22 protein-coding genes and 2 pseudogenes are annotated in these 24,034 nt (G+C 40.0%); 8 read left to right on the top strand and 16 right to left on the bottom strand.

All coding sequences use genetic code 11. The features are described from left to right. The first annotated feature begins 117 nt into the window (after window positions 1–117). Together EV690_RS00375 and EV690_RS00380 are read left to right on the top strand one after the other, a co-directional pair. The gene (locus EV690_RS00375; RefSeq protein ID WP_131910962.1) at window positions 118–348 is read left to right on the top strand and encodes a helix-turn-helix domain-containing protein; all 231 of its coding nucleotides are present in this window, start codon (window positions 118–120) and stop codon (window positions 346–348) included. 308 nt (window positions 349–656) lie between these two features. After that, complete coding sequence (locus EV690_RS00380) at window positions 657–1,004, top strand: hypothetical protein (protein WP_131910963.1); 348 nt, start codon at window positions 657–659, stop codon at window positions 1,002–1,004. A gap of 622 nt (window positions 1,005–1,626) precedes the next feature. On the opposite strand, the gene EV690_RS00385 is transcribed toward EV690_RS00380, so the two are convergent. Next, window positions 1,627–1,860 carry a hypothetical protein gene (locus tag EV690_RS00385; RefSeq protein WP_131910964.1) on the bottom strand — a complete coding sequence of 78 codons (234 nt, stop codon included), beginning with the start codon at window positions 1,858–1,860 and terminating at the stop codon, window positions 1,627–1,629. A 1,090-nt stretch (window positions 1,861–2,950) separates the two neighbouring features. Here EV690_RS00385 and EV690_RS00390 point away from each other — a divergent pair. After that, entirely contained in the window at window positions 2,951–3,175 is a 225-nt protein-coding gene (locus EV690_RS00390) for a hypothetical protein (protein WP_131910965.1), read from the top strand. A gap of 1,138 nt (window positions 3,176–4,313) precedes the next feature. Here EV690_RS00390 and EV690_RS00395 read toward each other — a convergent pair. The 7 genes from EV690_RS00395 to EV690_RS00425 form a co-directional block, all read right to left on the bottom strand. Then, window positions 4,314–6,224 (bottom strand): sigma 54-interacting transcriptional regulator, encoded by a 1,911-nt coding sequence (locus tag EV690_RS00395; RefSeq protein WP_131910966.1) that lies wholly within the window; start codon window positions 6,222–6,224, stop codon window positions 4,314–4,316. 131 nt (window positions 6,225–6,355) lie between these two features. Continuing rightward, entirely contained in the window at window positions 6,356–7,516 is a 1,161-nt protein-coding gene (locus EV690_RS00400) for a metallo-dependent hydrolase (RefSeq protein ID WP_131911029.1), read from the bottom strand. 9 nt (window positions 7,517–7,525) lie between these two features. Beyond that, on the bottom strand, window positions 7,526–8,920 hold the full coding sequence (locus EV690_RS00405) for a DASS family sodium-coupled anion symporter (protein WP_131910967.1): 1,395 nt from the start codon (window positions 8,918–8,920) through the stop codon (window positions 7,526–7,528). A gap of 54 nt (window positions 8,921–8,974) precedes the next feature. Then, window positions 8,975–9,673: an RraA family protein gene (locus EV690_RS00410; protein ID WP_131910968.1), complete on the bottom strand. Its 699-nt coding sequence runs from the start codon at window positions 9,671–9,673 to the stop codon at window positions 8,975–8,977. Beyond that, window positions 9,673–10,641, bottom strand: a complete 969-nt coding sequence (locus tag EV690_RS00415) for a hydroxyacid dehydrogenase (protein ID WP_131910969.1) — start codon at window positions 10,639–10,641, stop codon at window positions 9,673–9,675. Before EV690_RS00415 ends, EV690_RS00410 begins: the two co-directional genes overlap by 1 nt. 689 nt (window positions 10,642–11,330) lie before the next feature. After that, entirely contained in the window at window positions 11,331–11,801 is a 471-nt protein-coding gene (locus tag EV690_RS00420) for a hypothetical protein (RefSeq protein ID WP_131910970.1), read from the bottom strand. Between the two features lie 949 nt (window positions 11,802–12,750). Beyond that, window positions 12,751–12,948 carry a hypothetical protein gene (locus tag EV690_RS00425; RefSeq protein WP_131910971.1) on the bottom strand — a complete coding sequence of 66 codons (198 nt, stop codon included), beginning with the start codon at window positions 12,946–12,948 and terminating at the stop codon, window positions 12,751–12,753. Window positions 12,949–13,154: 206 nt separating this feature from the next. Here EV690_RS00425 and EV690_RS18665 point away from each other — a divergent pair, with 206 nt between their 5' ends. Beyond that, entirely contained in the window at window positions 13,155–13,451 is a 297-nt protein-coding gene (locus tag EV690_RS18665) for a hypothetical protein (protein ID WP_131910972.1), read from the top strand. A gap of 2,532 nt (window positions 13,452–15,983) precedes the next feature. On the opposite strand, the gene EV690_RS00440 is transcribed toward EV690_RS18665, so the two are convergent. Together EV690_RS00440 and EV690_RS00445 are read right to left on the bottom strand one after the other, a co-directional pair. Beyond that, a complete protein-coding gene (locus EV690_RS00440; protein WP_131910974.1) occupies window positions 15,984–16,850 on the bottom strand; it encodes a hypothetical protein in 867 nt (288 codons plus the stop codon). 209 nt (window positions 16,851–17,059) lie between these two features. Then, window positions 17,060–17,329, bottom strand: a pseudogene (locus tag EV690_RS00445) (type II toxin-antitoxin system YafQ family toxin). Between the two features lie 156 nt (window positions 17,330–17,485). Between EV690_RS00445 and EV690_RS00450 the strand changes: the two are divergent. After that, window positions 17,486–17,905, top strand: a complete 420-nt coding sequence (locus EV690_RS00450) for a phage virion morphogenesis protein (RefSeq protein WP_131910975.1) — start codon at window positions 17,486–17,488, stop codon at window positions 17,903–17,905. 8 nt (window positions 17,906–17,913) lie between these two features. Here the strand turns inward: EV690_RS00450 and EV690_RS00455 are convergent, their stop codons facing one another. The 4 genes from EV690_RS00455 to EV690_RS00470 form a co-directional block, all read right to left on the bottom strand. Continuing rightward, window positions 17,914–19,347: a deoxyguanosinetriphosphate triphosphohydrolase gene (locus EV690_RS00455; protein ID WP_131910976.1), complete on the bottom strand. Its 1,434-nt coding sequence runs from the start codon at window positions 19,345–19,347 to the stop codon at window positions 17,914–17,916. Between the two features lie 410 nt (window positions 19,348–19,757). Continuing rightward, window positions 19,758–20,249: a hypothetical protein gene (locus tag EV690_RS00460; protein WP_131910977.1), complete on the bottom strand. Its 492-nt coding sequence runs from the start codon at window positions 20,247–20,249 to the stop codon at window positions 19,758–19,760. Window positions 20,250–20,263: 14 nt separating this feature from the next. Next, entirely contained in the window at window positions 20,264–20,638 is a 375-nt protein-coding gene (gene bamE, locus EV690_RS00465; RefSeq protein WP_131910978.1) for an outer membrane protein assembly factor BamE domain-containing protein, read from the bottom strand. A 329-nt stretch (window positions 20,639–20,967) separates the two neighbouring features. Then, the gene (locus EV690_RS00470; protein WP_131910979.1) at window positions 20,968–21,888 is read right to left on the bottom strand and encodes a hypothetical protein; all 921 of its coding nucleotides are present in this window, start codon (window positions 21,886–21,888) and stop codon (window positions 20,968–20,970) included. 105 nt (window positions 21,889–21,993) lie between these two features. On the opposite strand from EV690_RS00470, the gene EV690_RS00475 reads away from it, so the two are divergent. Next, window positions 21,994–22,134, top strand: a complete 141-nt coding sequence (locus EV690_RS00475; protein WP_131910980.1) for a phage tail assembly chaperone — start codon at window positions 21,994–21,996, stop codon at window positions 22,132–22,134. Window positions 22,135–22,177: 43 nt separating this feature from the next. Here EV690_RS00475 and EV690_RS00480 read toward each other — a convergent pair whose 3' ends face one another. Both EV690_RS00480 and EV690_RS00485 read right to left on the bottom strand, forming a co-directional pair. Then, entirely contained in the window at window positions 22,178–22,450 is a 273-nt protein-coding gene (locus EV690_RS00480; protein WP_131910981.1) for a hypothetical protein, read from the bottom strand. 60 nt (window positions 22,451–22,510) lie between these two features. Next, complete coding sequence (locus tag EV690_RS00485; protein ID WP_131910982.1) at window positions 22,511–22,933, bottom strand: DUF1842 domain-containing protein; 423 nt, start codon at window positions 22,931–22,933, stop codon at window positions 22,511–22,513. A 186-nt stretch (window positions 22,934–23,119) separates the two neighbouring features. Here EV690_RS00485 and EV690_RS00490 point away from each other — a divergent pair, with 186 nt between their 5' ends. Both EV690_RS00490 and EV690_RS00495 read left to right on the top strand, forming a co-directional pair. Further along, complete coding sequence (locus EV690_RS00490; protein WP_131910983.1) at window positions 23,120–23,467, top strand: hypothetical protein; 348 nt, start codon at window positions 23,120–23,122, stop codon at window positions 23,465–23,467. Between the two features lie 268 nt (window positions 23,468–23,735). After that, window positions 23,736–23,937 (top strand): annotated as a pseudogene (locus EV690_RS00495) (integrase core domain-containing protein); the annotation flags it as partial. Window positions 23,938–24,034 lie beyond the last annotated feature (97 nt).

Raw genomic sequence — 24,034 nt, forward strand, 5'->3', positions numbered from 1 at the left:
TACAGACGCAAAAAATCACAAAAAAGTTGACATGCGCTTTATTGTGATCTAATTTGTGTTACATAGAAGCGCAAGCTATCAAAGTTGCGCATATGAGTAACACATGAGGGTATCACGATGAAGGAATCAGATCGAGATTGGCATATAGCGGATATTAAATGTGCCTTAGAAAAGAAAGGTACCAACTTTGAGCAACTTGCCCGTGAAAATGGCATTGCCGGTTCAACACTTAGAAATGCACTACGTTTTAAATATCCAAAATCAGAACGAATTATCGCCTCAGCCATTGGGGTTAAACCCGAACAAATATGGCCTTCAAGATATAATGATTCCAACAAATACGCCTGAGGTGACTATGTGGATAGCAGCTAAAGAAGTTTATGGGGTGGCAGATCTCATGAATCCCCTAAGTTATGTCAAAAATTGCCTAGATTCGTTAGTAACCCATGTTCGCAACCACTACCGAAAGCATTTAAAACCACTCCGGTATGACGCCCGTATTCTTTCACCTCTCCCCCAGAGGGCTGCGTTTAAACGCACAAAACAAATGAGAGCAAGTCAGCCATGCTTCACCATTGTCTCCACATACCACGAGGTCAATTACCGTAGAAGTATGCGGGACAGCATGCCAACAATATTCAATAGGGAGGTAGAAAATGCCTGATTACGAACAAACTTTACAAGAAGCGGCACTTAACTTCATGTGCCGACATCAGGCAGAATACCAGCACGAAGATCTTCTGCTCTTTCAGAGCACGATCATGTTTTTGCGCAACACGATCAGTGCCGAACAACAACTAGCCACTCGCATTGTTGCACGAGCTTATCGCGAATTTAGCAGTTGTAGTAAAAAGCCTGGCTATTGGTTGGATAGAGCCAACTCCACCGCTAACGTAGCTATTATTGTGGACCCCGATGGAGTTAGCCATGCTATTGGATTGCCTTTGATTGTGCGTCAGTTCATTGAGTCTCCCCCGAAACCACGCCTTCTTGTTGTGAAATAAAGGGCAACATGACCACTTGAGCACCGCCGGATATCCTAACTTACATCGCTCAGCGAATGTTAGAAAAAGATATTACTCGACTCACGACCGCTCTATTTACGGTGGATTGAATAGCTCTAGCGTTCCTATTGATTCAAGATATGGTGAATATGAAATGCGATTTAATAAATAAAAAAACCCGGTAATAATAGGTTAAACCGGGTTTTGTCGAAAGCAGGACAAACAAAAATATATGTAACAAGCAATATTGATAATATTATCTATAACGATATCAAACTATGATGTATCTCAATTTTATTTCTAATATTTTTATGGTACACACAATAATTTTTATAGGAGTTGAGAAGATTATTATACAGATCCCCTTTCGACCGATAATAGTGCTCCAGAAAGCCTCTATCATAAAATTGTCGTCATACATTGCATTGTAACAGAATGCTAGTTATCGCATATCACACGACTCATTAGATGACGGCTAACGCCCCGTGTAAAATTGAACAGCGCACCGGTACAGTGAGCAGCTAGGAAAGCTATCCACTATCAGAAGGGCCCCTCATTCTTGCTCGTACAGAGGTCGTTCGCCCAAAACGTCAAAAGAGCAAAGACAGTAACAGTTATTCTATTAATAATTTTCAATAACAGCCATATTGATGTAAGAAACACCTGCACTAATCGACTGAATATTAAATTCATAATAGTCAGTCCCCTCCGGAAAGGCAGTGATGGATGTTGAATCGCCTACTGTAATATTTTGATAGGTTTTTTCACCATTAATACTAAACATTAGCGATATATCAATAGAGCCAGAACCATTCAAGGAAACATTTAATTGGTCACCGACCGCATAACCATACAATTCTCCCCCACCGTTACCTTGATGCGCTTTAATGCCTGCTCCAGCTAATACTCGTTGTGAATTTCGATGCTCTTCACATTAATAATAAAAATGTTAATTAACGGTGCACTGTAGACTCAATGGCATAAAAGACAAACTGGCTCACAGCGATTCAAAGCAGTGAGTAAAACGAGCACATATATGGCTATCAGCTCTTTATCTTCACAGCGAGTTCGTCAGCGAAAACAATCCTCATGAATTATTATAATGCTAGCCAGACATCACCAGAGGTATGTCTCAATGAGTTTGAATAAGCAATATTAAAACTATGAAAATACCACAAGAGATAGTACCAATAGGCAAAATAAGACAACTCTTTATTTGCCATAAAATCGCCTGGTAATCAAAATGTTGAGCAATTTAATCGGTCAATAACAAAAGGGCTGCGTTGCGCAGCCCTTTTGTAGATCTTACAGCGTAGAACGCAAGTTCCATTTCCTTTGCTTCAAGGTTTATAGGGATAACCAACTTGTCGTATTTCGTCTATCAACTCACCCCTCCCTAACGCTATCGACATACTTTAAATATGGAATAAATCTCTCAACGTGCAACTTCACAAATATGATCCCGTTCAAAATTTTAGCGAATGTCCCTTCATCAACGATAGGCTGTTGATCTTTTGAAGTTGAGTTTTATTCAAATTAAACATTTTGAACGCGACGCAGACGCAGTCTTTGCTTCCTAATGAGTTAAGCAAACAGGGACAACAGCGTTCAGGATGCGTTTAAATGAACCCAAAAGGCTGTAGCTGAGAAGGACTAATCCAACGTCAAACATTATTTGAGGCCACTCACTACACGGCAAAACGTTTGCCCTGCCTAAATCCCACTCAAACTGCTTAAAAAACAATCAAAAGGAGCAACAGCGCCTACTTTTTCTACCATACTCTACTTTATAAAAAAGACGATGCAGCTAATATGATGTAACATGAAGGCTTAACCCTATCAGAGCAAAAAACAAAATAAGAACTAAAATGAAAGTAAAAATGGAATCGTAAAAGATGAGTCCAAGGATAGAGCGTTCATTCTTATAAGCCACCATGGATTAGTAAATGTCTAACCCGCTAAAATCAGCCACCGCAACAGGATTAATCGTCATTGTGATCATTGCAACAGCGTTCTATTTCAAACACCCATTTGCAGTCACTGAAATGATCCAAGAGTTAGAGCAAACCATTGCTAATTATGTTAACCACATATTAGCAATCATTGTAAGCCATATTCAATTTAGCATTGTAAGCCATATCAATTTCGCATTCCTTCATGAAGCCAGTTAGATTGGGATAGCCAAATATGACACTCCAAGAAGATAAGGTTTACCATACATCAATGCAGTGCCGATTTGGCCAGTCGCCCTCAGATGCTTGCTATCTATCAGCTACTGGTATTTCAAACATGCAACCATCCGCTCAGCATTCTTGCTTGTTAGCTTAAACATAAGAGAGCCCATAAAGGAAAAAGGCCACTAAATGGTGGCCTGAGATAGGACAAAATATAAAATATTATTACGTAAGATGCGTTAATCGTTGTTTTTGTAAAGAATCACCACCAGCATTATTCCGTGCACTGTTGCAATCTTTCACATCAAATTGTGTACAACTAAAAACGACCAGACTCTTTCTCATAACCTCATCGGCGAGATGTTTCTCTCCGACTTTCGTTTTTTCGCAGCCAAATAAATAATCTTCCCACTACAAAACTGATTAAATCGAACATTTCGATGATCAACTTTATAGCATTTGATAAAAAATGATTAGAATATATGTAATCTATTAATACTAGAAAATAGATTTTCAAGTTAGTATTTAAGTACTATATTTATAAGAATAAAATTCATTATATTTAATTTCTATAATTTTAATCCTAACACCAATTAGTTCTAATCTTTTCTGCACAGTAGTCACATTCGGCAAGGGGATGCTCATGGTTTATCGGAAAATGGTCACAGGAATTTGTAGGTTAAACTGATCAAATACAGCGCTAATCGTGATCATCCTCTGATGTTGATACACCGTAATCCGTAGCCAGCTATCTTGTTTAGCGTACAGCTTCATTGGCAATACTTCTCAAGCTACAGATTCACATCAACCACCAGCAGGTCAACCAGCTCGCTGCTTCACATGATTGCACTGCTATCAGTTGGTGATGAGCCTTTTTCTCTTTAGCCCAGGCTATTTGTACTTTGTACGAAAATAACTCTGGCTCGCCAATAGAGATCAAGCCGGTTTTCGGTAATAACTTTCGCGGGATGCTGTTGTCATACAGAATAAGCTGAGCATGATTGTCAGTTACTCATGAGCGTCTTGCTTAAACTCAACCGTATACTTCTGTTTGCTCTTTTTGTCATTTAACACCTCAATAAATAGATTATTATATTCACTATTAAAGTATCTTGTTCAATTAGAGCAAATCATTTTATGAATCTGCCAAAATACCAGGGTATTCAACTGACAACGAATCATCAATTTCATACATTTTTATTTTTCGCCATAGTGTTGTTTGGCTAATCCCAAGAATATATGCTGATTTTTTCTTATCACCAGCCGTTTTATTTAAAACATCGGCTATCAATCGGCTTTCTGTACGTTTAATTAAATGGGTTTGATCTAACAAACAGGCCGACTCTTTAAGCTCACAGACTTCTGGAATATCCTCCAGAATATGCATTTGTAACAATTCACTCAGAGTGACTTCATGGCTATCTGCTAATACAATTAATCGATTTACGAATGCTTGAAGTTGACGTACATTTCCAGGCCAAGAATAACGACGTAGGTAATTTTCTACTTCTGGAGCCAACTCGAGCTGGCACTGGTTATGTTGTAAGATCTTGCCAATGATAGGTATGATATCTTCCGGTCGTTCATTTAAAGGGGGGATATGTAATTCAAGAATATTAATTCGATAATAAAGATCTTCTCTAAACTTACCCTTTTCGACTAATTCTGAAAGTTTTTTGTTACTTGCAGTGATCAATCGAAAATCAGTATTAATCAGAGTACGGCCACCAATCCGAACGAAGGCTTTTTCCTGTAGCACTCGCAATAGCTTAACCTGCACTGAAAGTGGTGCTTCACTAATTTCATCAATAAAAATTGTCCCATGATTCGCTAATTCAAAAACGCCCGCTTTCCCACCTTTTTGGGCGCCAGTAAAGCTACCTTCGGCGTAACCAAAGAGCTCACTTTCCAATAAACTTTCTGGAAGTGCAGCGCAGTTTACCGCAATAAAAACGCCTCGATGACGCGCACTCGCATTATGGATCCCTTGCGCAAAGAGTTCCTTTCCGGTCCCTGTCTTTCCATAAAGATTGACTGGAAAATCATATTGGGCAAACTTTTTCGCTCGTTCAAGCGATGCGGTTATTGCAGGTGAATGGCCAATAATATCGTCAAAAGTATATTTTGCCGTAAGAGCCATCCCCATGGCTGGTTTGTTATTGTTTTGTTGGTTATTACGGCTTAATTTTCCTGAAACGACAATAAAATAGTTGTTATGTCTTTTAATGTTACGTAGATCGATCAACAATTCTCGGTCTTTAATCGAAATCGGTAATTTAAAGACGTCTTTTTCCCCAATAATATAATCAAATAATGATTTAAAGTTGGTATCCTGAAAGATATTATCTCCCACGACACAACTAAATAACTTTTCCCCAAGCGTATTAATTCTAGTGATATTACCATAGCTACTAATACACATAACACCTTCTGAAACACAGTTAAGCGCTCCTGTCGTTTCAATTAACTTAGCGTTTTTTTGCTTCATGCATTTGAGGATATGCTTCGCTTCATTAATAGCATTCTCGATGGACAGATTGTCGGCGTCCCCCATAATGACATCAAGCCCATATTTATGTGCCATATGAGCAACTGCTAACCCGCCGATAACGACTTTATAGCCTTGCTCCGCTAGCTCAGAGATAATGTTTTCGACATCATAATGCGTGTAAACACGACAAATTTTGAACTGTTCATGAGTTTTCTGCTGATATTTTTGGAGCACCCGGCAATATTGAGGAAAACCAATTGCGACAATATTTTCACCATATTTTTTAGCTTCCTTAATACTCTGAGCGATACCATAGTGATCATGTAGGATTTCGATCACCGGAATATTGAGGTGACTGCGTAACAACGCAGCGGTTCCCCCTCGGCTGATAATCACCTGAGTCCCCAGATTGATTAGCTCTTGTGCCTTCTTTAACACATCAAAGTGCTGTAGTTCATACACTGGAATGCTCTGATTTGTTTCAGAAAGAATGGTGTGAATACGCTGAGTTATGGTATGCGAGACAGAAAATATAACAATCTCATGTGAGAGCATATGAGTACCCCAAATAGATCCTGCGGAAGACAGTATGACAAAGCCTCAAGCAAATTAACGTGACTCATATCGATCTGTGAGGAATATATGCCGCCATAATACTCTCAATCAAGTATTATGGCGATCATAGGCTATAAAGACGGACGTCGATAAACAATCTGTCCATCAAGAATGGTTGCACAATTTTCGATGATTTGATTAGCTTTTAGATAATTCCCCTGGCTGTCATCAAATGTGAATGGCTGATCGACCAATTTAACAATCGCTATATCGGCAAAAGCCCCTGGTTTTAGAGTTCCGATTTGGCCATCCATCTTCATCAGTCGAGCTGGTGTTTCAGTGACAGCTTTGATGATGTCGAAAATCGGCATTCCCATATTCAGGTACTTCGACATAACCATCAATAAACTATAAACTTGGGTCGTCCTGAGGCTATTTTTCAGCGTCATATCCGTACTAATAACATCCGGATAAAAACCTTGTTCCATGGCCGTCTGAGCGACTTTAAAATGGAAATGAGCTACGCCGTTGGAACAATCAAAAATCACGCCTCGTTGCTGAGCCTTAACGAGCTCAGGATAAACGTTCCCCTGCTCATCGAGAATGGTATTCCCTTTCCCCTGATAGCAATGCGCAAAAATATCACTTTCCCGAAAATGTTCAATCAGTTGTGGAGCTGGCAAATGCGAATCGGTCACATGAACACAGAAATTTGTATTCAGTTGCTGAGCCATATCCACCATCGTCATGAATGGATCCTGCTTGAACGGATGATCATGAAACAACTCCTCACTATAGCGAAGTTTAAGTCCAAGGATCTGATCAGGGTTTTCTGCCAATAACTGAGCAATTTTGGCCTGATTGTAATGCGCCGGATCGATATTCTCGAGATATCCTGTGGGCCCTCCAAGGGTCGACAAACCGACACTCACCACATTCAGATAGCTCTTAATACGCACTCTTGAAGGTTCAACCACACTGCTTTTGAACAGGTTAAAGGTAGTACAACCGCTACTTCCAGCATCAACGACACTTGTCACACCATTTGGCAAGCAGATGATATTCGGGTCAACGGCGATCGCAAGGCCACCATGGAACACATGAGTGTGAAAATCGATCAATCCGGGTAAAACCCATGCACCTTCAGCATCAATCGTGGTATCGGATTCATAATTTTCAATACCACTTAGGTCAACGATCTTATTACCATTTACTCCAATATCTTGACGAATGTATTGGCGTTGCTGAAGATCCAGTATTGTTCCATTTTTAATTAACAAATCCAGTTTCATCATAGCCCCCTAGAGTCCAAGAAAATGCCAATATGGCAATCCAATGAAGAGGTACACAAGGAAGTTAATTAAAACCATCACGGTACCGATTCCCCAGAATTTTTTCTGTGGCACATAGCCACTTGAGAAGGTAATAACGCCAGCCCCATTTCCGTAATGAGTTAACAGCGCTCCATAAGCTGCCGAAAATGCTAATGATAAAGCAATTAACATCGGATCAGCACTGGTCGTCATCCCCAAGGTGAACAGAACAGGGAAGAACGAAACCACAAAAGCACTACTTGAGACAAACAAGTAACGCGCCGCGAGGCTAAAGAGTACCAATACGGCAATAGCAACATACGAATTAAGATGGGATAGATCGACGTAGTTTTTGATGACATCGACTAAGTAGAGATAAAAACCACCATGAGCCAAAGCAACCGCAATGCCGTAGAAAGCACCGTACCAAACAAACGTCTGCCAAGCACCTTTCTCATTCACCACATCTTGCCAACTCAGCACTTTAAACAACAACAAGCTAGAGAGAAAAACCAACCCAACCGAAATATATTTAATTCCAGTTAACGAACCAGTCATCCATCCAAGCACCCCAAGTACAAAGAAGATGATCAACAGTTTTTCTTCACGTTTCACAGGACCTAATTCACGTAGACCTTTCTCAGCCACTTCTCGAACGTTATCGATCACCTTGAGTTCAGGTGGATAAAGTTTATAAATAAGCAGCGGAGCAACTAACAAAATGAGTCCAGCTGGAACGATGGCCGCTTTAAACCAAACCATCCATTCCAAATTGATGTTGAGGATCTTGTTGGCCAGTGAAACGGTAATTGAGTTCGTTGCCATCCCAGTCATAAACAGAGCCGATGTTCCCATTGATACCACGTACATCAGCATGGTCAAATAAGCCCCAAGCTTCCGGCTCCCCTGAGTTGGCGTAGAGTTTAGCGCCTCAGCAATGTTACGGAAAATAGGATAAGTGATGCCACCGGAACGTGACATATTAGAGCCGGTAGCCGGTGCTAATATCAGATCGGTAAACATCATCAGGTAGCCTAATGTAAGGGTATTTTTGCCATATCGTCTGAGCAACAGATAGGCAATCCGCTTACCTAGTCCAGTAATCACAAAAGCCTTACAAATAATAAAGGCACTGATAATAAACCAGACTAATGGCCCCCCAAATCCGGCAAATAAAACTTTCGGCGAAATAAATAACGATGCAAATCCCAAAATGATAAGCATAATGACAGCATCAGTATAAGGCCGTAAAACCAAGCCACATAGCATTGCTAAATATATGCCCACAATTGCCCAAGTTTGTGCAGTTAAGGCGGCTGGATGAGGTGTAAACCAAAATATTATAGGAAACAGTATAATTGGTACGAGTTTTAATAATTTCATATCTTTCACCTTGATAATTAAATGCCTCTTCCGAGGCAAATAATTAATTGCGCATTAGTTATAGGTCCCGTCGATAATCTCTACCCCAGTTTCATTTATAATTCGTTTCACCCAGTCTTTATTTGCTTTACCCGCTTTGGCTGCTTCAACTTTTCCCGAATCATATTTAGAATATTCTTTAACTTGATCTAATAAATTAGATGCTTCCATCAATGGAATAACTACAATCCCATCGGTATCTGCCACAATTAAATCACCAGGACAAATAGCAATACCACTAATTGCAATAGGCGTATTTACTTCACCAGGGCCTTGCTTAAAGGGACCAGCAGGATTAGCACCAGCCGCAAATAACGGTAGTTCCATTTTTGATATTGCATCTAAATCTCGGATAGGACCATCTAAAATAATACCGCCAATATGCTTATCGTAATGCGCATAGGTTGCCATAATCTCGCCCATCAAAGCACGGGAGCGATCACCCTCATTAGAAACGATAATAATGTCATTTTCGTTGGCCATTTCTAAAGCGGCATGCAGCATTAAGTTATCACCCGCACGAACTTTAACTGTTACAGCAAAACCTACTGTCACCGGTTTTTTGGGTGAAGAAATTAATTTAATATCATTGCCAATCACCGAAATACGATTCATTTTATCGGCAATATTAGCCACCGGTAGTTGTTCATATTCTTCAATTAAATTAGTGTTTAATTGCGGACGTTTAGTGAAAATTCGGTTACCGATACTCATTATTTATTCCCTCCTTCAAACCCTGGAACTGGCCAACGGGGCTCTTTTCCAGATAGCACTTCGTCGATACCTATTGCAGAATGTAGCGATGCACGATCAGTTGCTTCTCTTGTCGCTGCACCAATGTGCGGACCAATAACAAGATTATTTAAGCTAAATAACGGATCAGTTTTCTCGAAAGGTTCATGTTTTATAGTATCAACAGCGGCACCAGCAATCAGGTGATCATTCAAAGCGTTAAATAGATCTGCTTCATTCACTACTTTACCGCGAGCAGTATTGATGAAATAGGCAGTTTCTTTCATTAAATTAAATTGTTTGTGACCAACAAAATCAAATGTTTCTTCGGTAGCTGGACAATGCAGAGAAACAATATCACTTTCTTTAAAGATGCGATCAAAGTCATCGGTTAATTCAACACCCTCTGGAATTTGCTCTTTGGTTTTATATGGATCATAACCGATGACTTTCATATTAAATCCATACATCGCTTTTTTAGCAACTCGAGAACCAATGTTTCCGACACCAATCAATCCTAATGTTTTGCCATCGAGTTCAACTTTAGGTGTTTTTAATTTCGCAAAATAAAAATCATCCAGCATTTTTTCCTGAACAAGTTTAAAATTACGAGAACAATGCAACATATAAAATATAGCTAATTCAGCAACTGACATGCTATTAGCTACGGGGCAATTTAACACCATCACTCCATGTCGTTTTGCTGATTCCAAATCAACGGTATCGTAACCGGCTCCATGGCGAGCAACGACTTTTAATTTTTTGGCAGCGTCAAATACTCGGTCAGTCATTTTGGAAAGACGAACAATAATTCCATCACAATCGGGAATATCACGAATAATATCTTCTTCTTCCATTCCTGAGCCATCAATTAATTCATATCCCCGACTTTCTAGATATTCACGACCTTCTGCCATAATCTCTTGCGGTAATAAAACCTTGAAACTCATAATTATTCTCCTATTAAAGTTGGTTATATAGGAGCGAGAAACGTACCAATGTCATAAAAAGAATAATAAAAAAAGTTGTATCTATATGTTTTTTAAAGGTTTTATATTTATTTGTTATGTTTTAAAATTATTTTTGTCATTGAAGGCAATCACATATTTTTAATATGGCAATTCTCAAGGTATTTCATTTTGAAATCGATATTTCATTTTGAACTAATTGATACTTATATGATTACTGCTTTTTTGCGAGCTCAGGACACTTTTATAACCGATTAAAAGTCCCCTAATGACTCGCCCTCTAGTCGGAGTTACGGTAATCAATGAAAAATAGAAGTTGTGTGGATATGACCAAAAAAAGATAAAAGGCAAGCTAACCAACTGATAGTAATACAATCATACAAAACAATGGGTACGTTGACCGGATTGACGATGAGACGCAGTTATAACCCCAAATCAAGTGGGCGGTCGTAACCGAACATACAGTGGCAGGGTCATATAGGTTGGGGATACCTGTCCATCAGACAAGTAAATGGGGTCTTGAGGAAACTAAGTTTGTCATACTGATTTAATCAACAAGGACCCTACGTACAATAAAAATCAACAGGTTTTAATAATAGGCTCTCTATGCAATAGATGGATGAATGACTCAAAAAGCCCTTTCAAAAAGGGCTTAGTATCTCAATAGTTAATTAAGCAGCAGAAACAATAAACTTATGGGTGTCTGATTGTGATAATCGATACTCACCCAATGTCCCATTTTTCGCATTTTCATCGGCAGTCATCTTGTCAGATGCTAAATGCCAGTTATTGTTTGAATCATGATGGCCCTGGCCCAGGCAAATATTAAACGAAGTCCCATTAATGACTAATACGCCTTTGATAGCGAAGTTCAACTCTTTAGGTTTATTGTCACCGCCAAGCGTATGGATCATGCGCGAATACACACCATCCACAGAACTATTAAACCAATCAGCACAACGAGAGGTTCCATGACGCCCCGCTTTGACAGTAATAGTTAATTCATTGTTTGCCGACTTTGTTGTCACACCATCAAAAGGTTGTCCATCAGAGACAATGTAATCATTCCCGTAGGTAAAAGAAATTTCTATATCAGATGTTTGAGCTTCAAACAGAAACTCATTGTCATGTACTGTAGTCATTGTTTTTCCTTATAAGAAAGTAAACGTAAACAACTAACAACAAAAACATCAATAATTTTAGTTCAGGAATTCTCATTAATTGATAAATTACATATTTTTACAATTCTCATATGCAAAAGCCACCAACTACGCCTTTGTAATCTCCCACTGCATGCACTGCTCCATGGTTAGAAATGCGGCGGTGTTATAGATTGAGAATCAAGGTCACCTACGTATCAACCTAATTTCAATAGGATTTAAAGGCATCAGAAGTGATTGTGAGAAATTCATTGAAGACACTATAGATTGAATACTGAGTCCCAAGAGATATAACCAGCCACAAAATATCGGTATTTAATTGTTCGCCGTAGCATTTGGCTTTATACACATCTCATTAGCCTCCCTAGTCATCGCAGCCGCTGCACATATGGCGCCATCAGTGCTTGCTTTGTTCTGCGCAACTCAATCAGGACACTTTTCTTAGGGAATTCTGTTCATATTCTACTGGCGACAGCTCACCATTGGCAGCATTAAGTCAAGCTTTGCCATAAGCTGTTGAACGCCATTCTCACTCACCTTAGAGCCTTCCTTGCATAACCGTTTTCTCATCTAGCTATTTCTACATTTTCCGATGATAGCTTGGGCTCGTCGATAAAGATGAAGCGGCTCTGTTGTCATCACTTTAGCGGGGCGCTTTAGCCATGCATAATAGGCTGAACGGCAGACTTTCTGGAAATATCGAAGAGAGCTGCTTACGTGATTTGGTTTCCTTTAGCGGGAGAACACTGGCTTTTTTAGGCTCTCTTTTTCCATCCTCAGCTCTTTATTTTCCTTGCGAAACTTCACCAATTCAGCACGTTCATCTGCGGTTAAACTGGCGCCTGACTGCTCGGCTTCAAACTTGGCCTTCCGGTTATAAAGTAGCTTATCTGTGCTCCAAAGACACTGCGGCCTTAGATACGCTATAACCTTACTCAGTGACCAATGCGACGGCTTCTTGAAACTCAACCGCATAACTCTGTTTATTCGTTTTGTCATTTAACACCTTAATCATTGGACTATGTTCCATGATTAAAGTGTCCGGTTCAATTAGAGCAGAACAGTTTGAGCTGACAGGGTCACAGCAACCCGGCGAATTTACGGGTAAATAGCGAAAGGGCTGCATCATTTGCAGCCCTCTCTTTTTGCTCATCTGACAACTGGAACCACCAGTTATATATTCCTTTCTTTCAAGGAATCATAGGAATAACCAATTTGTTGTATTTCGTCTATCAACTTAGCCCTCCCTAACACCACCGATATACTATGAGTATGTAAAAGATCTGACGATATGCAACTTTTAAATATGATTTAGCGCAAAAACAGCGCTAATTTATGTCTACTCCTCTAACTGTACTCCCACAACTACAACCTAAACCAGCTGCTGAAGCCTCAGCCCCTTGGCAAGGTTCCTGTGAATTCATCTTACTGCAGGAGTTATCCTGCCAACGGATTATCATCATGGCATGCGAGTCACCGAGATCAACGAAGGCAGTCGAGGTCATTACCACGGTTTCTTCAGCGATTATCAGTATGGTTTATACCGCAGATGATACGGATACAACGACCTTTCCGCTCAACCAACCCGTGTTTACTCACCCATATGAAAAGCGCTTTAAGCCACGCCGATGAAAAAGACACATGCGGCCAATACACTGGTTTGCAAGCCCTGCTCTCCGCCGAGGCTAAGTCCGTGGTGAAACCTCACATCTTGGGGCTCCCAGGGTTAGATACCCAACCAGTTACCGCTACATTAGTCAGTTGAGCGCAGGCACTGCGCGAGTTTGTGTATGCCAGTTGCAACTGGCGCAGAAACTATCAGCGATGCCAACCTATTAAACCGCCTCAGCCGACACTACGGTGCCATGGCCAACATCAAAAACAACCACCTATTGTTCTTACCACAGGGTTCCAGCCAAAGCGTTAGTGGAACCGAACTGTCGCCCCTCACCCTGCAACGGCGATAGTCACCGCTATCTATTAGCTAAACGCGCTACACAAAGGGAATGGGGAAAAGTAGAAATGAAGTAACCGTATTCTGCGCCATATAAAAGCGAACCGCTTAAAATTTTCGGCGTTTGTTCATATAGGCAATTAAAGATGATTGATAGCAGAGCACAAACGAAAAAATAAAGGCGATAATTAAACAGATCCCATCAGCTTGGGATCTTCCTGAGATTAAATCATAGGGTAGAATAAATCTGAGATCTTTCCAGATGGCTACATTAAAACAGATCCAATACGCCCAGTTCAACCAACCCAAAGCCTTCAATAGAAAATTCAAATTAAAGAAGCGCTGTTTAATGAAACGACACCAAAAGAACAATACGATTTCGAAAATGAGTAAGCCAATAGCAACCAAGGTATCCGTCATATGACGCTCTATTCGATTTATTTCCTGCGCATTTAGCGGCATTTACTCATGTAGACAGTAAACGGCGCCTGATATGCAATAAAAAAACAGAGGATAGAAGCAATAATCGTACACAGACCATTAGCATGTATACCACCAGCGAGATTGGAATATGGAAACAAGAACACGTGATCTTGCCAAATAAATAAATCAACAAACAGCCAATATCCCCAGTTAATCCAACAAAGTATTTTCATAAATATATTGGATTTCAAATAACGATTTTTTAGGGATCGGCACCAGAAGAATACGACTATCCCGATTATTGCAACAACAACTGAAATCATCATGTATAAGTAGACCTATAGTACTCCCTGCTACATACCTCGCCGAGGTTTAGCCAAGAAAGGGGCTTGAAACACTATCAAGAAAGAAAAAACAAATGCAATAACCATACAAAAACTACCAACCTTAGCCCCATGAACAATAAAAGAGTATGGGAAGATAAAGCGTTGTTCATGCCAAATATCAGCACAGAAGAGCAGCCAATAAAGCCAATTAATCCAACATAAGCTTCTCAATAGGCCATTCAAACTAAGGAAGTGCCGTTTGATGAAACGGCACCAAAAGAACAGTACAATTTCGAAAATGAGTAAACCAACAGCAACTAAGATATCCGTCATATAAAGGCTCTATTCGATTTATTCTCTGCGCATTTAACCACGTTTTTCATACAAAAAGGATCCTGAGACATGATTGCCATGCCTACAATCGCAGCGACGATAATATAAAACCCACCCGATAACGCCCCCCTTTACCAACAAAGAGTATGGATAAGCAAGTGAATCATCCGGCCAAATCCTAATATAACATACAGCCAGTAGATCCAATTGCCCCAACAGAATACTTTGAAAGGCATCCCATATCTTAAATACTGTCTGCGTAAGACAGTAACACCATAAAGAAACAAGTATTCCGGGTATAGCTAAAATAAATTGAAGCATCTTATTTAACTGGTCTTAAATGACTCAGGCTACATACCACATTGCTTTTACCTCAGAAAGGCCCTTGAAAAAACACAATGAAACTAAAGATAAATGAAATGATCACACCTCCGCTATCAATTCCATGGTTTCCAATGAATAGAGAATACGGAAATACGAATTGTAAATAGCGTCTTTTCAGAAAACAGCACAAAAAATACAACTACAAATACCAATAAACCTGTATCAACAAGAAAATTATTCATGTTGTTTCTCTTTATCGCTATTAGAGGAGAAATACGATTCAACCCAATCATATATCTCATTTGCATATTCCCTTACGGTGGAAATTCGCCCAAAAGGTTTAAACATTAAATATAGAAATGCAGTATACCGACAAATGATAGTTTTATCTATATGAATCAAAGCTGCAGCGGCCGAACTATAAACATTTAAGTTATCTGTACGCCAGCGAGAACAACGTCAAACGCGCAGCGCAACGGGAATGGGGGAAAGTAGAAATGAAGTAACTAACGACGTTTTTTCATGTAGACAGTGATGGGCCCCTGAAAAAACAGAACGAATGTAAAAATAAACGCAATAAGCATACAAACACCGTCAGCTTGAGACCTTCCTGTTATCACATCATATGGAAAGATGTAGCCTTGATGCTGCCAAATGATCAAGTTAAAAAACAACCAATAAATCCAGTTAAACCAGCTCAATGATTTCAACAGAAAATTCAAATTCAGGAAGCGTCGTTTGATGAAACGGCACCAAAAGAACAGTACGATGTTCAGAACGAGTAAACCAAAAGCTACAAAAATATCACCCATGCTTCTTATCTTCTTTTTGATTCGATGAAAACTGCTCTTTTACCCAATCATATGCATCCTCAACGTGTCCGGAAACCGTATTTACATCGGCGGCGATCTCCGAAACGAAGGCAGTGCGGCTTAGATCATGCCATGCTCGGTGAGTCTTATCGAGTAATCTCTGAATTGTTAATCCAAACGATTGAACCAACTCATCCGGAGCTAAGTATTTTATTTCAAATAACCCACGCGCAGAAATCGCAATATCGCTGACATCGTAAATATCATCCCCTAAAACTTTGCCAAATATTTTCTCATGCCATTGACGAAAGTAACCAGAATGCGACTTGAAACCATCCTTGAAATATAAATAAGCTTCTTCAAAGTTATTGGTGACGTGCCCAATAATGACGATTACAGCAAGCACCGCGATCGCCACAAATATCGCGACAAGAACACCTTCAAGCGATGCCGCTGCACCAATTCCTAGCCCGACACCATCAACAAATAAGTCTGCGGCGCCCAAAAAACTTAACAAGGTTCTTGGATTCGTTATCCAACCAATAATCTCTCGCCCCATATATAAGGAAGAGATAGCAGTTCCCCCGTTCGTCACGCAATCCAAGATGAGTCTTAATTTTTGAGGATTTAATACATTTGAGATCTGCTGATAAAGTTCAATCGCTTTTGCTTTCGTCAAACGGCCATAAGCTACGAACTCAGACATGATCTTATGCACCATCGTTTCAACATAACTGATGAAACTTTGTTGCAGTGTACCGGCGGGGATTTCTTGGCGAATCGTAGTATGAGCTTGCATAATGGCTGCATTTGCATGCGCTTGTACTTCTGCGACATCTTCTGGCGCGACTTCTGCCACAACACACATCCTTACTTCTTTGAACCTTACACAGCCCTAATGGCCAATAAGGTAAACATAAAATATGACGATATATTTTACTCATAAATGATAGTTTTATCTATATAAATCAAACTGCAGCACCTGACCTATAAACATTTAAATTATCTGTGCGCCAACGAGAACAACGCCAAACGCGCAGCGCAAAGGGAATGGGGAAAATTGGAGGATTAGAATAATTCGCTGTGAGAACCTATTCGGGCGAACTGCAAAGTATTATCAAAAAATACGTTAAACTAACACGAGAGCAGGCTGAATGTGACAACCTCTAAACCCTTCCCAGTCAACCGATAGCGCATGATCAACGCATCGAGCAGGAATAGGCTCCCCATTATGAATTATCGTAATCATGTGACCGACAACCAGAACATCAGAAATCGCTTTACGAACTATTTTTTAAAATCTTTTTTAAATTGAGACGAATATCCAAGCTTATAGATGTGGGAGTTGTTCTGTACTCAATTCAGAGTTCGTCAGCAGACTCCACGGTAAAGTGGAGCACCTTGCCGAACCGCAGCTGGAGGAACAGTTGCCCAGCGACACCCCGTTGACGCTCATCGACAACACCGGCCAACCAATTACCACCTGGAACGAAAATGACGGATGATCTCACCGCCCTTGAAGACTGGGCCGCCCCCATCCTCAATAAACTAGAGCCGCGCGAACGGCGCAAACGCCTGCGCCAACTCGGCCAGCAGATCCGCAAACAACAGCAGCAACGCATTAGCGCCCAACAAAACCCCGATGGCACACCCTTCGCCCCACGCAAAGGCAAAATCAAGCGGAAAATGTTTACCAAACTCAAACAAGCGGAATGGATGAAGGTGGAAGTATCAGATGAAGCCGTAAGCGTGGGCTACAGTGGCCGCGTGGGACGCATCGCCCGTATTCATCAGTATGGACTCACCGACAAACCGGCTCCGAAGAGTCGGTCGATTCGGTATCAGAAAAGGGAAGTGTTGGGGGTGAAACAAAGCACCCAAAAGGTACTCCAAGAGCTACTTTTGGGTGGATAGAAAATATTTTAATTAGCATCACCAGATATTTGTTTTGCAATATAAGTAGCATAGTTATCAGTCATTCCAGAAATATAATCCATTGCACGCATAAAACTTTTATAATATATTTCATCCATATCATCTATTTCTTTATCTTCTATTTGTTGAAGAACATTTGACTTATCAAAATCATCTTCCATTAGATCTAGTATACGTTTATTTTTAAATGAAATTTTTCCTTTATTTTTTATGTAATCCTCAACCGCAGGTATAAATGCATCCAATAATATTTCCATCGTACTATAGCTTCCGACTTCAATTTCAATTTTCCTAGGGATTTTAAACACTTTTTCATTAGTTAATATTTTTAATTTTTCTAGGAGATTAGCTATTCCTTCATTAGTTTTTTCAGCCAAATCTAATAATGGGATATCACATTCACCACCCATTATTAAATCATAATTATTTATAAATTCTCGCTTGACAGCTTCAATCAAATAACCAATAGCTTTTGATCTTATTCTAGACATTTTTGTTTTGTTTGATAATTTATCATAGTCACTAATTTCATTAAATAAAACCCTGTCTAAATTAGATTCTTTTAATATATATTCAAGATTGTTATATGTTATAGCACCAAGTTCAATTGCATCTTCAATATCAATAATTTTATAGCAAATATCATCAGCAGCCTCAACTATAAATGCTATGGGATGTCTCGCATATTCAATTTCATCAACACTTTTTTTTATCAACCCTAATTCATCTACTAGTTTATAAAATATTTCTTCTTCATCCTTATATATATTAAATTTCTCTTTAATTCCTGCTTTAGATATGTTGGATACCCAAGGATATTTTATCATCGCACCTAAAGTTGCATACGTTAACTGCAAACCATGTTCTTTATGAGAAATATCATAGTGGGAACAAATTCTGAAACCTTGGGCATTTCCTTCGAAAATTTTAAAATCATTCTTTTTATCTTCTTCAATATGCTTATTTAAAAAATGATTTTGATCAGAGAACTTTGTCGAAAACCATTCTCTGATCGCATGTTCCCCAGCATGTCCGAATGGACTATTTCCAATATCATGGGCTACACACGCGGCTTGAGCTATAGATGTCAATTTTAAAATAAACTCATCATCTTTATTCCCATCACTTGTTAAGGGAATATCTTTAGGATTATTCGTCTCGATATCTTTACCTACAAGGTATGCGATACTTCGACCAACCGTACTCACTTCTATTGAATGCGTTAGACGGTTATGTACATGGTCATTTTCCGCTAATGGATGCACCTGTGTTTTTCGACCAAGCCTATGAAATGCATTGGAAAAAACTATACGGTCATAATCTCTAACATGTTCACTTCTCAAATCTGTGTCTGTACCTTTTTCAACTCCAACTCTGGTTTCTGTTAGTAACTTTGACCAGTCCATTCGATTACTACTCATATTTTTCTCCATTGAAATAAATTAATATTTAATCCATGAGGCGTGACAACCTCTTCTAAGCGGTTTCCCCGCACCCGATAGCACTGCGTTTTTTTGTGTCCAAAATTTGTGGGACCGAACGATTTTATGGTCGGGAGTTCTGCCGAATACAACATTTTCGGGGAATAGGCAGAGCGGTCTCTTAGTGAAGATGACTATCAACGCCTCGACCATGTCAAAGGCACCATCAGTTTTCTAAAATATTTAATCCTCGACAGCGATACGGACAAACACTTCGAAGTCGACCCCGATGATCTCGCTCATTTTCTCAGCATCATCGACGGCGAACTGCAAACCGTCCTCACTGCCGCGAACGAAAACACGCCACAAAAACCGCAGGCTGTGAAATAAAATAGATTCGCCAGTATGGTTTATACTGGCGAATTCAATAATTTATTCCAATCAATAAATGGAGCTAGTTGTTCTAACTCAGTATATACTGCATAGCAGTTTTTAAATTTACTAACATTTTTTAATATTTCTTCACATATATTTTTTATCTGCTTTAGAACATTTGAAAAATCATAATTGGTAAACGTTTGACAGTGATTGTAGTGATCTATATTTGTTGGCAATGATATTGGATTAAAGACCCTTTTAGCTCCCCGAGGATTTCCTTGTGCAGCTACAACAAAGAATGAAAGCCCTCCTTCACAATTAGCTATCTCGATCCACCCTAATTGATAGTTTAATATTTCACCTGCTCCAATACTCTCATATTCTTTTGCCTTAATATTTGCCTTAATACTATCTGCTATATTACCCGGTATTTTAGCTATCTTTTTATCTAATTGTTCACTTAACCATTTATCATTTATTTTAGTCTTAAAAACTGGTACACGAAACAATATATAATCTAACATAAAACCATACCTAATTAATTTGTTGTCATATTATTCGACGGCCCATCGTCTTCGAGATAACTATAATTTTCGACAACGCCATCTTTGAAGAGAACATCAAGCATTTTGCGATGCCCTTTTACAGTCACTGACATAGTGATGAGGTAACTCTGTGCATGAGATGTCCCATGAGAATAGAGGTAAACCCATTTTTCCTGGTTATTTTCAAGAGCCGATTTACTGTAAGGTTTGCCGAACATTGCCAGTATCTGTGCTTGAGTCGTTTTCCCTTTTACAATCTGCTGGACTTCTTGGCTTGGAAAGTCACGACCAACTGAATAATTCGAAGTAGCACACCCAGAAAGAAGTAAAGCACTAACAAAAGCAACAACAATCCATTGAAGCTTCATGATTTCCTATCCTATTGACTGTTAAGTAAGATAACGTTAGCGCAAACCCTTTAAACCCACAATGGTTCGAAAGGCTTAGCCCATTGATAAACAAGCCAGTAAACTAATAACGATGAAGAAAACAAAAGGAACGACCATGACAACGTCCGAGCAACCAAGCAGCGAAGAACAGGCAAAAATCGCCACCGCATGCAAAGACAACCCCGATTTACCCAAAGAACTGGTAAAATAGGCCATCAAAGCACAAGCCGAAAAACAGGCAGGTTTGTTAGCGGATTATGAGTTTGAAGAGCCGCGTTCTTAACTCGAACACGGCGCAAAGTGATATATTAAGAACGCCCCAACTGTTTAGTAACAACAGAGACGACTTTGGCAGAGGTATAACGGCCATGGAGCTGTTTCACCAACATCGATAGCTCGATAGGATGCCGTTCCCAGCTGTGGTTTTTAATGGCTTCTTCCTGGTCGTAACCTAAAACGCCAAGAGGAACATCTGCATGGAATTGGTAACCATTGGCAATATCTTCCACATCTAATCGCACACTTCCATCTTTGGAAAAATCAGCTGCTCTTAAGAAATATTCCCCTTTAACCATCTGTTCAACTGCTTTTTCACGCGGCTTACTCACAATTTTGTTGGCCTGAACACCTGAAATCACAAAGTTGGGTTGCGGATCGTCGTTTGCAGAAGCTGCAACTTCAAGCTTATCTTCTGGGCGTAGTTTGGTGAGGATGTCAGCGCGTAACTCACCGAGTCCTTGCATAATTTGGCTGCAGGCAATGCTGTTCTGAGCTGCTTTTTGGACTATTTCCATTTTATCTTTTTCAAGTTGCGACAACTCAATGGTTTGATCCAGCTCTTTTTCTTTCCCTTTATGCGCGAGCCATGACCGCCAAAAAAAGGCGCTCGTTGCGCATAAGCCAAAAAATATCAGTACTAATGTAATTTCTGATGGTGTCATTTTACTTACAGCGTCCTGAAGTGTTTTGACAAGAGAGTCTTGTAGCAAGGTCTCAAAAATTGAAGAGCCATCACCGACCTTAACAACTAACTCTAACTTTTCACGCTCTTCTTTCGTGAGATGGTGAAGATTCTCATCACCATAATTACTAATACAGTATACCTTATGAACTTCTTTCTGCAGATTCAATAAAGCAGGCATGATCCGTGTCGGTATTGTCCCTTTAAAATCGGCACCTTGAATATGAATCACAAATTTTGGCCATGATTCTAAGCGAATAGATTCCACATTTTCTATTTCATAACCATCAATGAGTTGAGCTAATAATTTAAGGGCAAGCTCTACACCTCGGCAGCAACTTACTGCGGCGATAACTTAACGGTGTATGCCTATATGCCGGAATGCGTGACTAACCGCCAGCCCGCAATACAGTGGCAGCAGTATCGTGTGGCGCTGCGTAATATCCCCGAGCAAGACGGCTTTCCGTTTGAGGTTACGTGGCCACAGCAACCCGGAGAATTTACCGGTAAATAAAAAAAGGGCGCTCATCAACGCCCCCTCATTCATCCAATATTACTTAGTATTCCAACTGATTAATTTTAGTGATTTCGGCTTTTTCACTTGGTTTTTTATACATATCAACCATCGCCGGGAAATGCTCTTCACCTACAGAGACTAATGTTGCATTGCAAAAGAACGAATAATTTTCGCCATTGACCACTTGAGTAGCTACAGCAACCGGTGAATACCCTACGCCAGTAAAACCTTCCATACCTTCGTCGAATACTTTCTGATCTTCAGGGCTCAATTTATGGTATTCACTCCATGCGCCCATCATTCCTTCAGCCATAATATGTTCCTCTTAATAAAGTTCTATCCATACAGCTAGATTTTTCTATGGGTTCCGTGACTACAGCATTCTTACCGGAACATTTGCCTGTGTACTCCATTCACCATTCGTTGGAGATAGGTAGTGATAAGTTGCAGTGCCTTCTTTACGGTCCTTATCTAACACCATCTGCAGCTGAAAATTACGATATTGAACAGGGAAATTACTGCCAGACGGCGCTTTGATATACGGGTAGCCTTGAAGTGAAATATTGAGCGTAACATTGGGGCCAAAGACCATTTCAGATTCACTGCCCTGAACGACTGCTTTGCAATAGACAGATTCAGGACTTTCAGCTTGAGCTTCAACCACACACAGCCCAATGACCTCCCCATCAGAGACATCTTCAGATAAAAACAAAGTACACACGGGAGCTTCTGCGATCTCACTATTTGTTTTAATACAATAAGTTCGTGTCACGATGCTATCCGCAGCTTTAGCCATAAAACCCTCCTATTTTTGGTTGATGTGAGTTAACAGTTTTAACTATAGGCCAACCTTATCTCATTCATGGTGGAAATTTGATGCAACGCAAATCGGCACACCTCATGCTTATTGATAAACTACCTGAATTAGTTGGTTTTCTAGATTCAAGCGCAGCTGAAATCGATTATTATTTTTCCTAGAAGTGTGAAATATCCGTCATTTATCTGCGATAAACCGCTGTTTTTGCCCAATGGCCAAAGCCAAAACTTAAGCGGTGTAGCCCTGCCAACCATCACGCTCAATCGCCAAAATGGCGCCCAAAACCGTTACCTGTTAGCCAAACGCGGAAGCTACACTGGCGTAAAAACCTACGACTACCGCACCGACCAGGCGAAACGACTCACCGCCATTGCAGGCACGGGCGATGATTACAAAGAGCTGCGTTACCGCTGGCAGCGGCCGAACTATAAACATTTAAGTTATCTGTGCGCCAGCGAGAACAACGCCAAACGCGCAGCGCAAAGGGAATGGGGAAAATTAGAAATGAAGTAACTAACGACGTTTTTTCATGTAAACAGTAAATGGCGCCTGATATGCAATTAAGAAGAAAACGAAGATACCCAAAATCAGAACCGATATGGCGACTCTAGAACTATTCATGAGATTTTTCTTTTTTATTGTCTGAAGTAAAACCTGATTCGATCCAATCTAATGACTCAATGATATGAGATTTTGACGTTGCTAGATCAGCACCAATTTCTGCCGAAAGAGCAGTTCTACTCATACCTTGCCATACTCGATGAGTCTGGTCCAAAATCTTATGGACTATATTCAGCCCGGTAATCCTCAGCAAAATGCGTATATTGAGCGTTACAATCGAACGGCAAGATATGGATGGGTTAGTAAACATTGTTTGATTCACTTGAAGAAGAACAAGACTATGCGACAGAGTGGCTATGGTTTTACGGTCATGAAAGACCACATCACCCAATGGAGGTAAGCCACGTCTAATGGCCGCTTAACCTTTACTTTTGAGATGTGTTAAAAAAGGGAGGATTACCCCACCCTCCCGTATTGCCTCTATTAACGGGGCTTTTTAAGGTGGGAGCCTAAGCCGTT

Source organism: Celerinatantimonas diazotrophica, assembly GCF_004339545.1.
GTDB lineage: Bacteria > Pseudomonadota > Gammaproteobacteria > Enterobacterales > Celerinatantimonadaceae > Celerinatantimonas > Celerinatantimonas diazotrophica.

What these genes read in the sequence shown, in the direction of transcription:
- EV690_RS00375 (WP_131910962.1), top strand. Translation starts at nt 118, where the DNA reads ATGAAGGAATCAGATCGAGATTGGCATATAGCGGATATTAAATGTGCC.
- EV690_RS00380 (WP_131910963.1), top strand. Translation starts at nt 657, where the DNA reads ATGCCTGATTACGAACAAACTTTACAAGAAGCGGCACTTAACTTCATG.
- EV690_RS00390 (WP_131910965.1), top strand. Translation starts at nt 2,951, where the DNA reads ATGTCTAACCCGCTAAAATCAGCCACCGCAACAGGATTAATCGTCATT.
- EV690_RS00395 (WP_131910966.1), bottom strand. Translation starts at nt 6,224, where the DNA reads ATGCTCTCACATGAGATTGTTATATTTTCTGTCTCGCATACCATAACT.
- EV690_RS00400 (WP_131911029.1), bottom strand. Translation starts at nt 7,516, where the DNA reads ATGAAACTGGATTTGTTAATTAAAAATGGAACAATACTGGATCTTCAG.
- EV690_RS00405 (WP_131910967.1), bottom strand. Translation starts at nt 8,920, where the DNA reads ATGAAATTATTAAAACTCGTACCAATTATACTGTTTCCTATAATATTT.
- EV690_RS00410 (WP_131910968.1), bottom strand. Translation starts at nt 9,673, where the DNA reads ATGAGTATCGGTAACCGAATTTTCACTAAACGTCCGCAATTAAACACT.
- EV690_RS00415 (WP_131910969.1), bottom strand. Translation starts at nt 10,641, where the DNA reads ATGAGTTTCAAGGTTTTATTACCGCAAGAGATTATGGCAGAAGGTCGT.
- EV690_RS00420 (WP_131910970.1), bottom strand. Translation starts at nt 11,801, where the DNA reads ATGACTACAGTACATGACAATGAGTTTCTGTTTGAAGCTCAAACATCT.
- EV690_RS00425 (WP_131910971.1), bottom strand. Translation starts at nt 12,948, where the DNA reads ATGATGCAGCCCTTTCGCTATTTACCCGTAAATTCGCCGGGTTGCTGT.
- EV690_RS18665 (WP_131910972.1), top strand. Translation starts at nt 13,155, where the DNA reads ATGTCTACTCCTCTAACTGTACTCCCACAACTACAACCTAAACCAGCT.
- EV690_RS00450 (WP_131910975.1), top strand. Translation starts at nt 17,486, where the DNA reads ATGACGGATGATCTCACCGCCCTTGAAGACTGGGCCGCCCCCATCCTC.
- EV690_RS00455 (WP_131910976.1), bottom strand. Translation starts at nt 19,347, where the DNA reads ATGAGTAGTAATCGAATGGACTGGTCAAAGTTACTAACAGAAACCAGA.
- EV690_RS00460 (WP_131910977.1), bottom strand. Translation starts at nt 20,249, where the DNA reads ATGTTAGATTATATATTGTTTCGTGTACCAGTTTTTAAGACTAAAATA.
- bamE (WP_131910978.1), bottom strand. Translation starts at nt 20,638, where the DNA reads ATGAAGCTTCAATGGATTGTTGTTGCTTTTGTTAGTGCTTTACTTCTT.
- EV690_RS00475 (WP_131910980.1), top strand. Translation starts at nt 21,994, where the DNA reads ATGCCGGAATGCGTGACTAACCGCCAGCCCGCAATACAGTGGCAGCAG.
- EV690_RS00480 (WP_131910981.1), bottom strand. Translation starts at nt 22,450, where the DNA reads ATGGCTGAAGGAATGATGGGCGCATGGAGTGAATACCATAAATTGAGC.
- EV690_RS00485 (WP_131910982.1), bottom strand. Translation starts at nt 22,933, where the DNA reads ATGGCTAAAGCTGCGGATAGCATCGTGACACGAACTTATTGTATTAAA.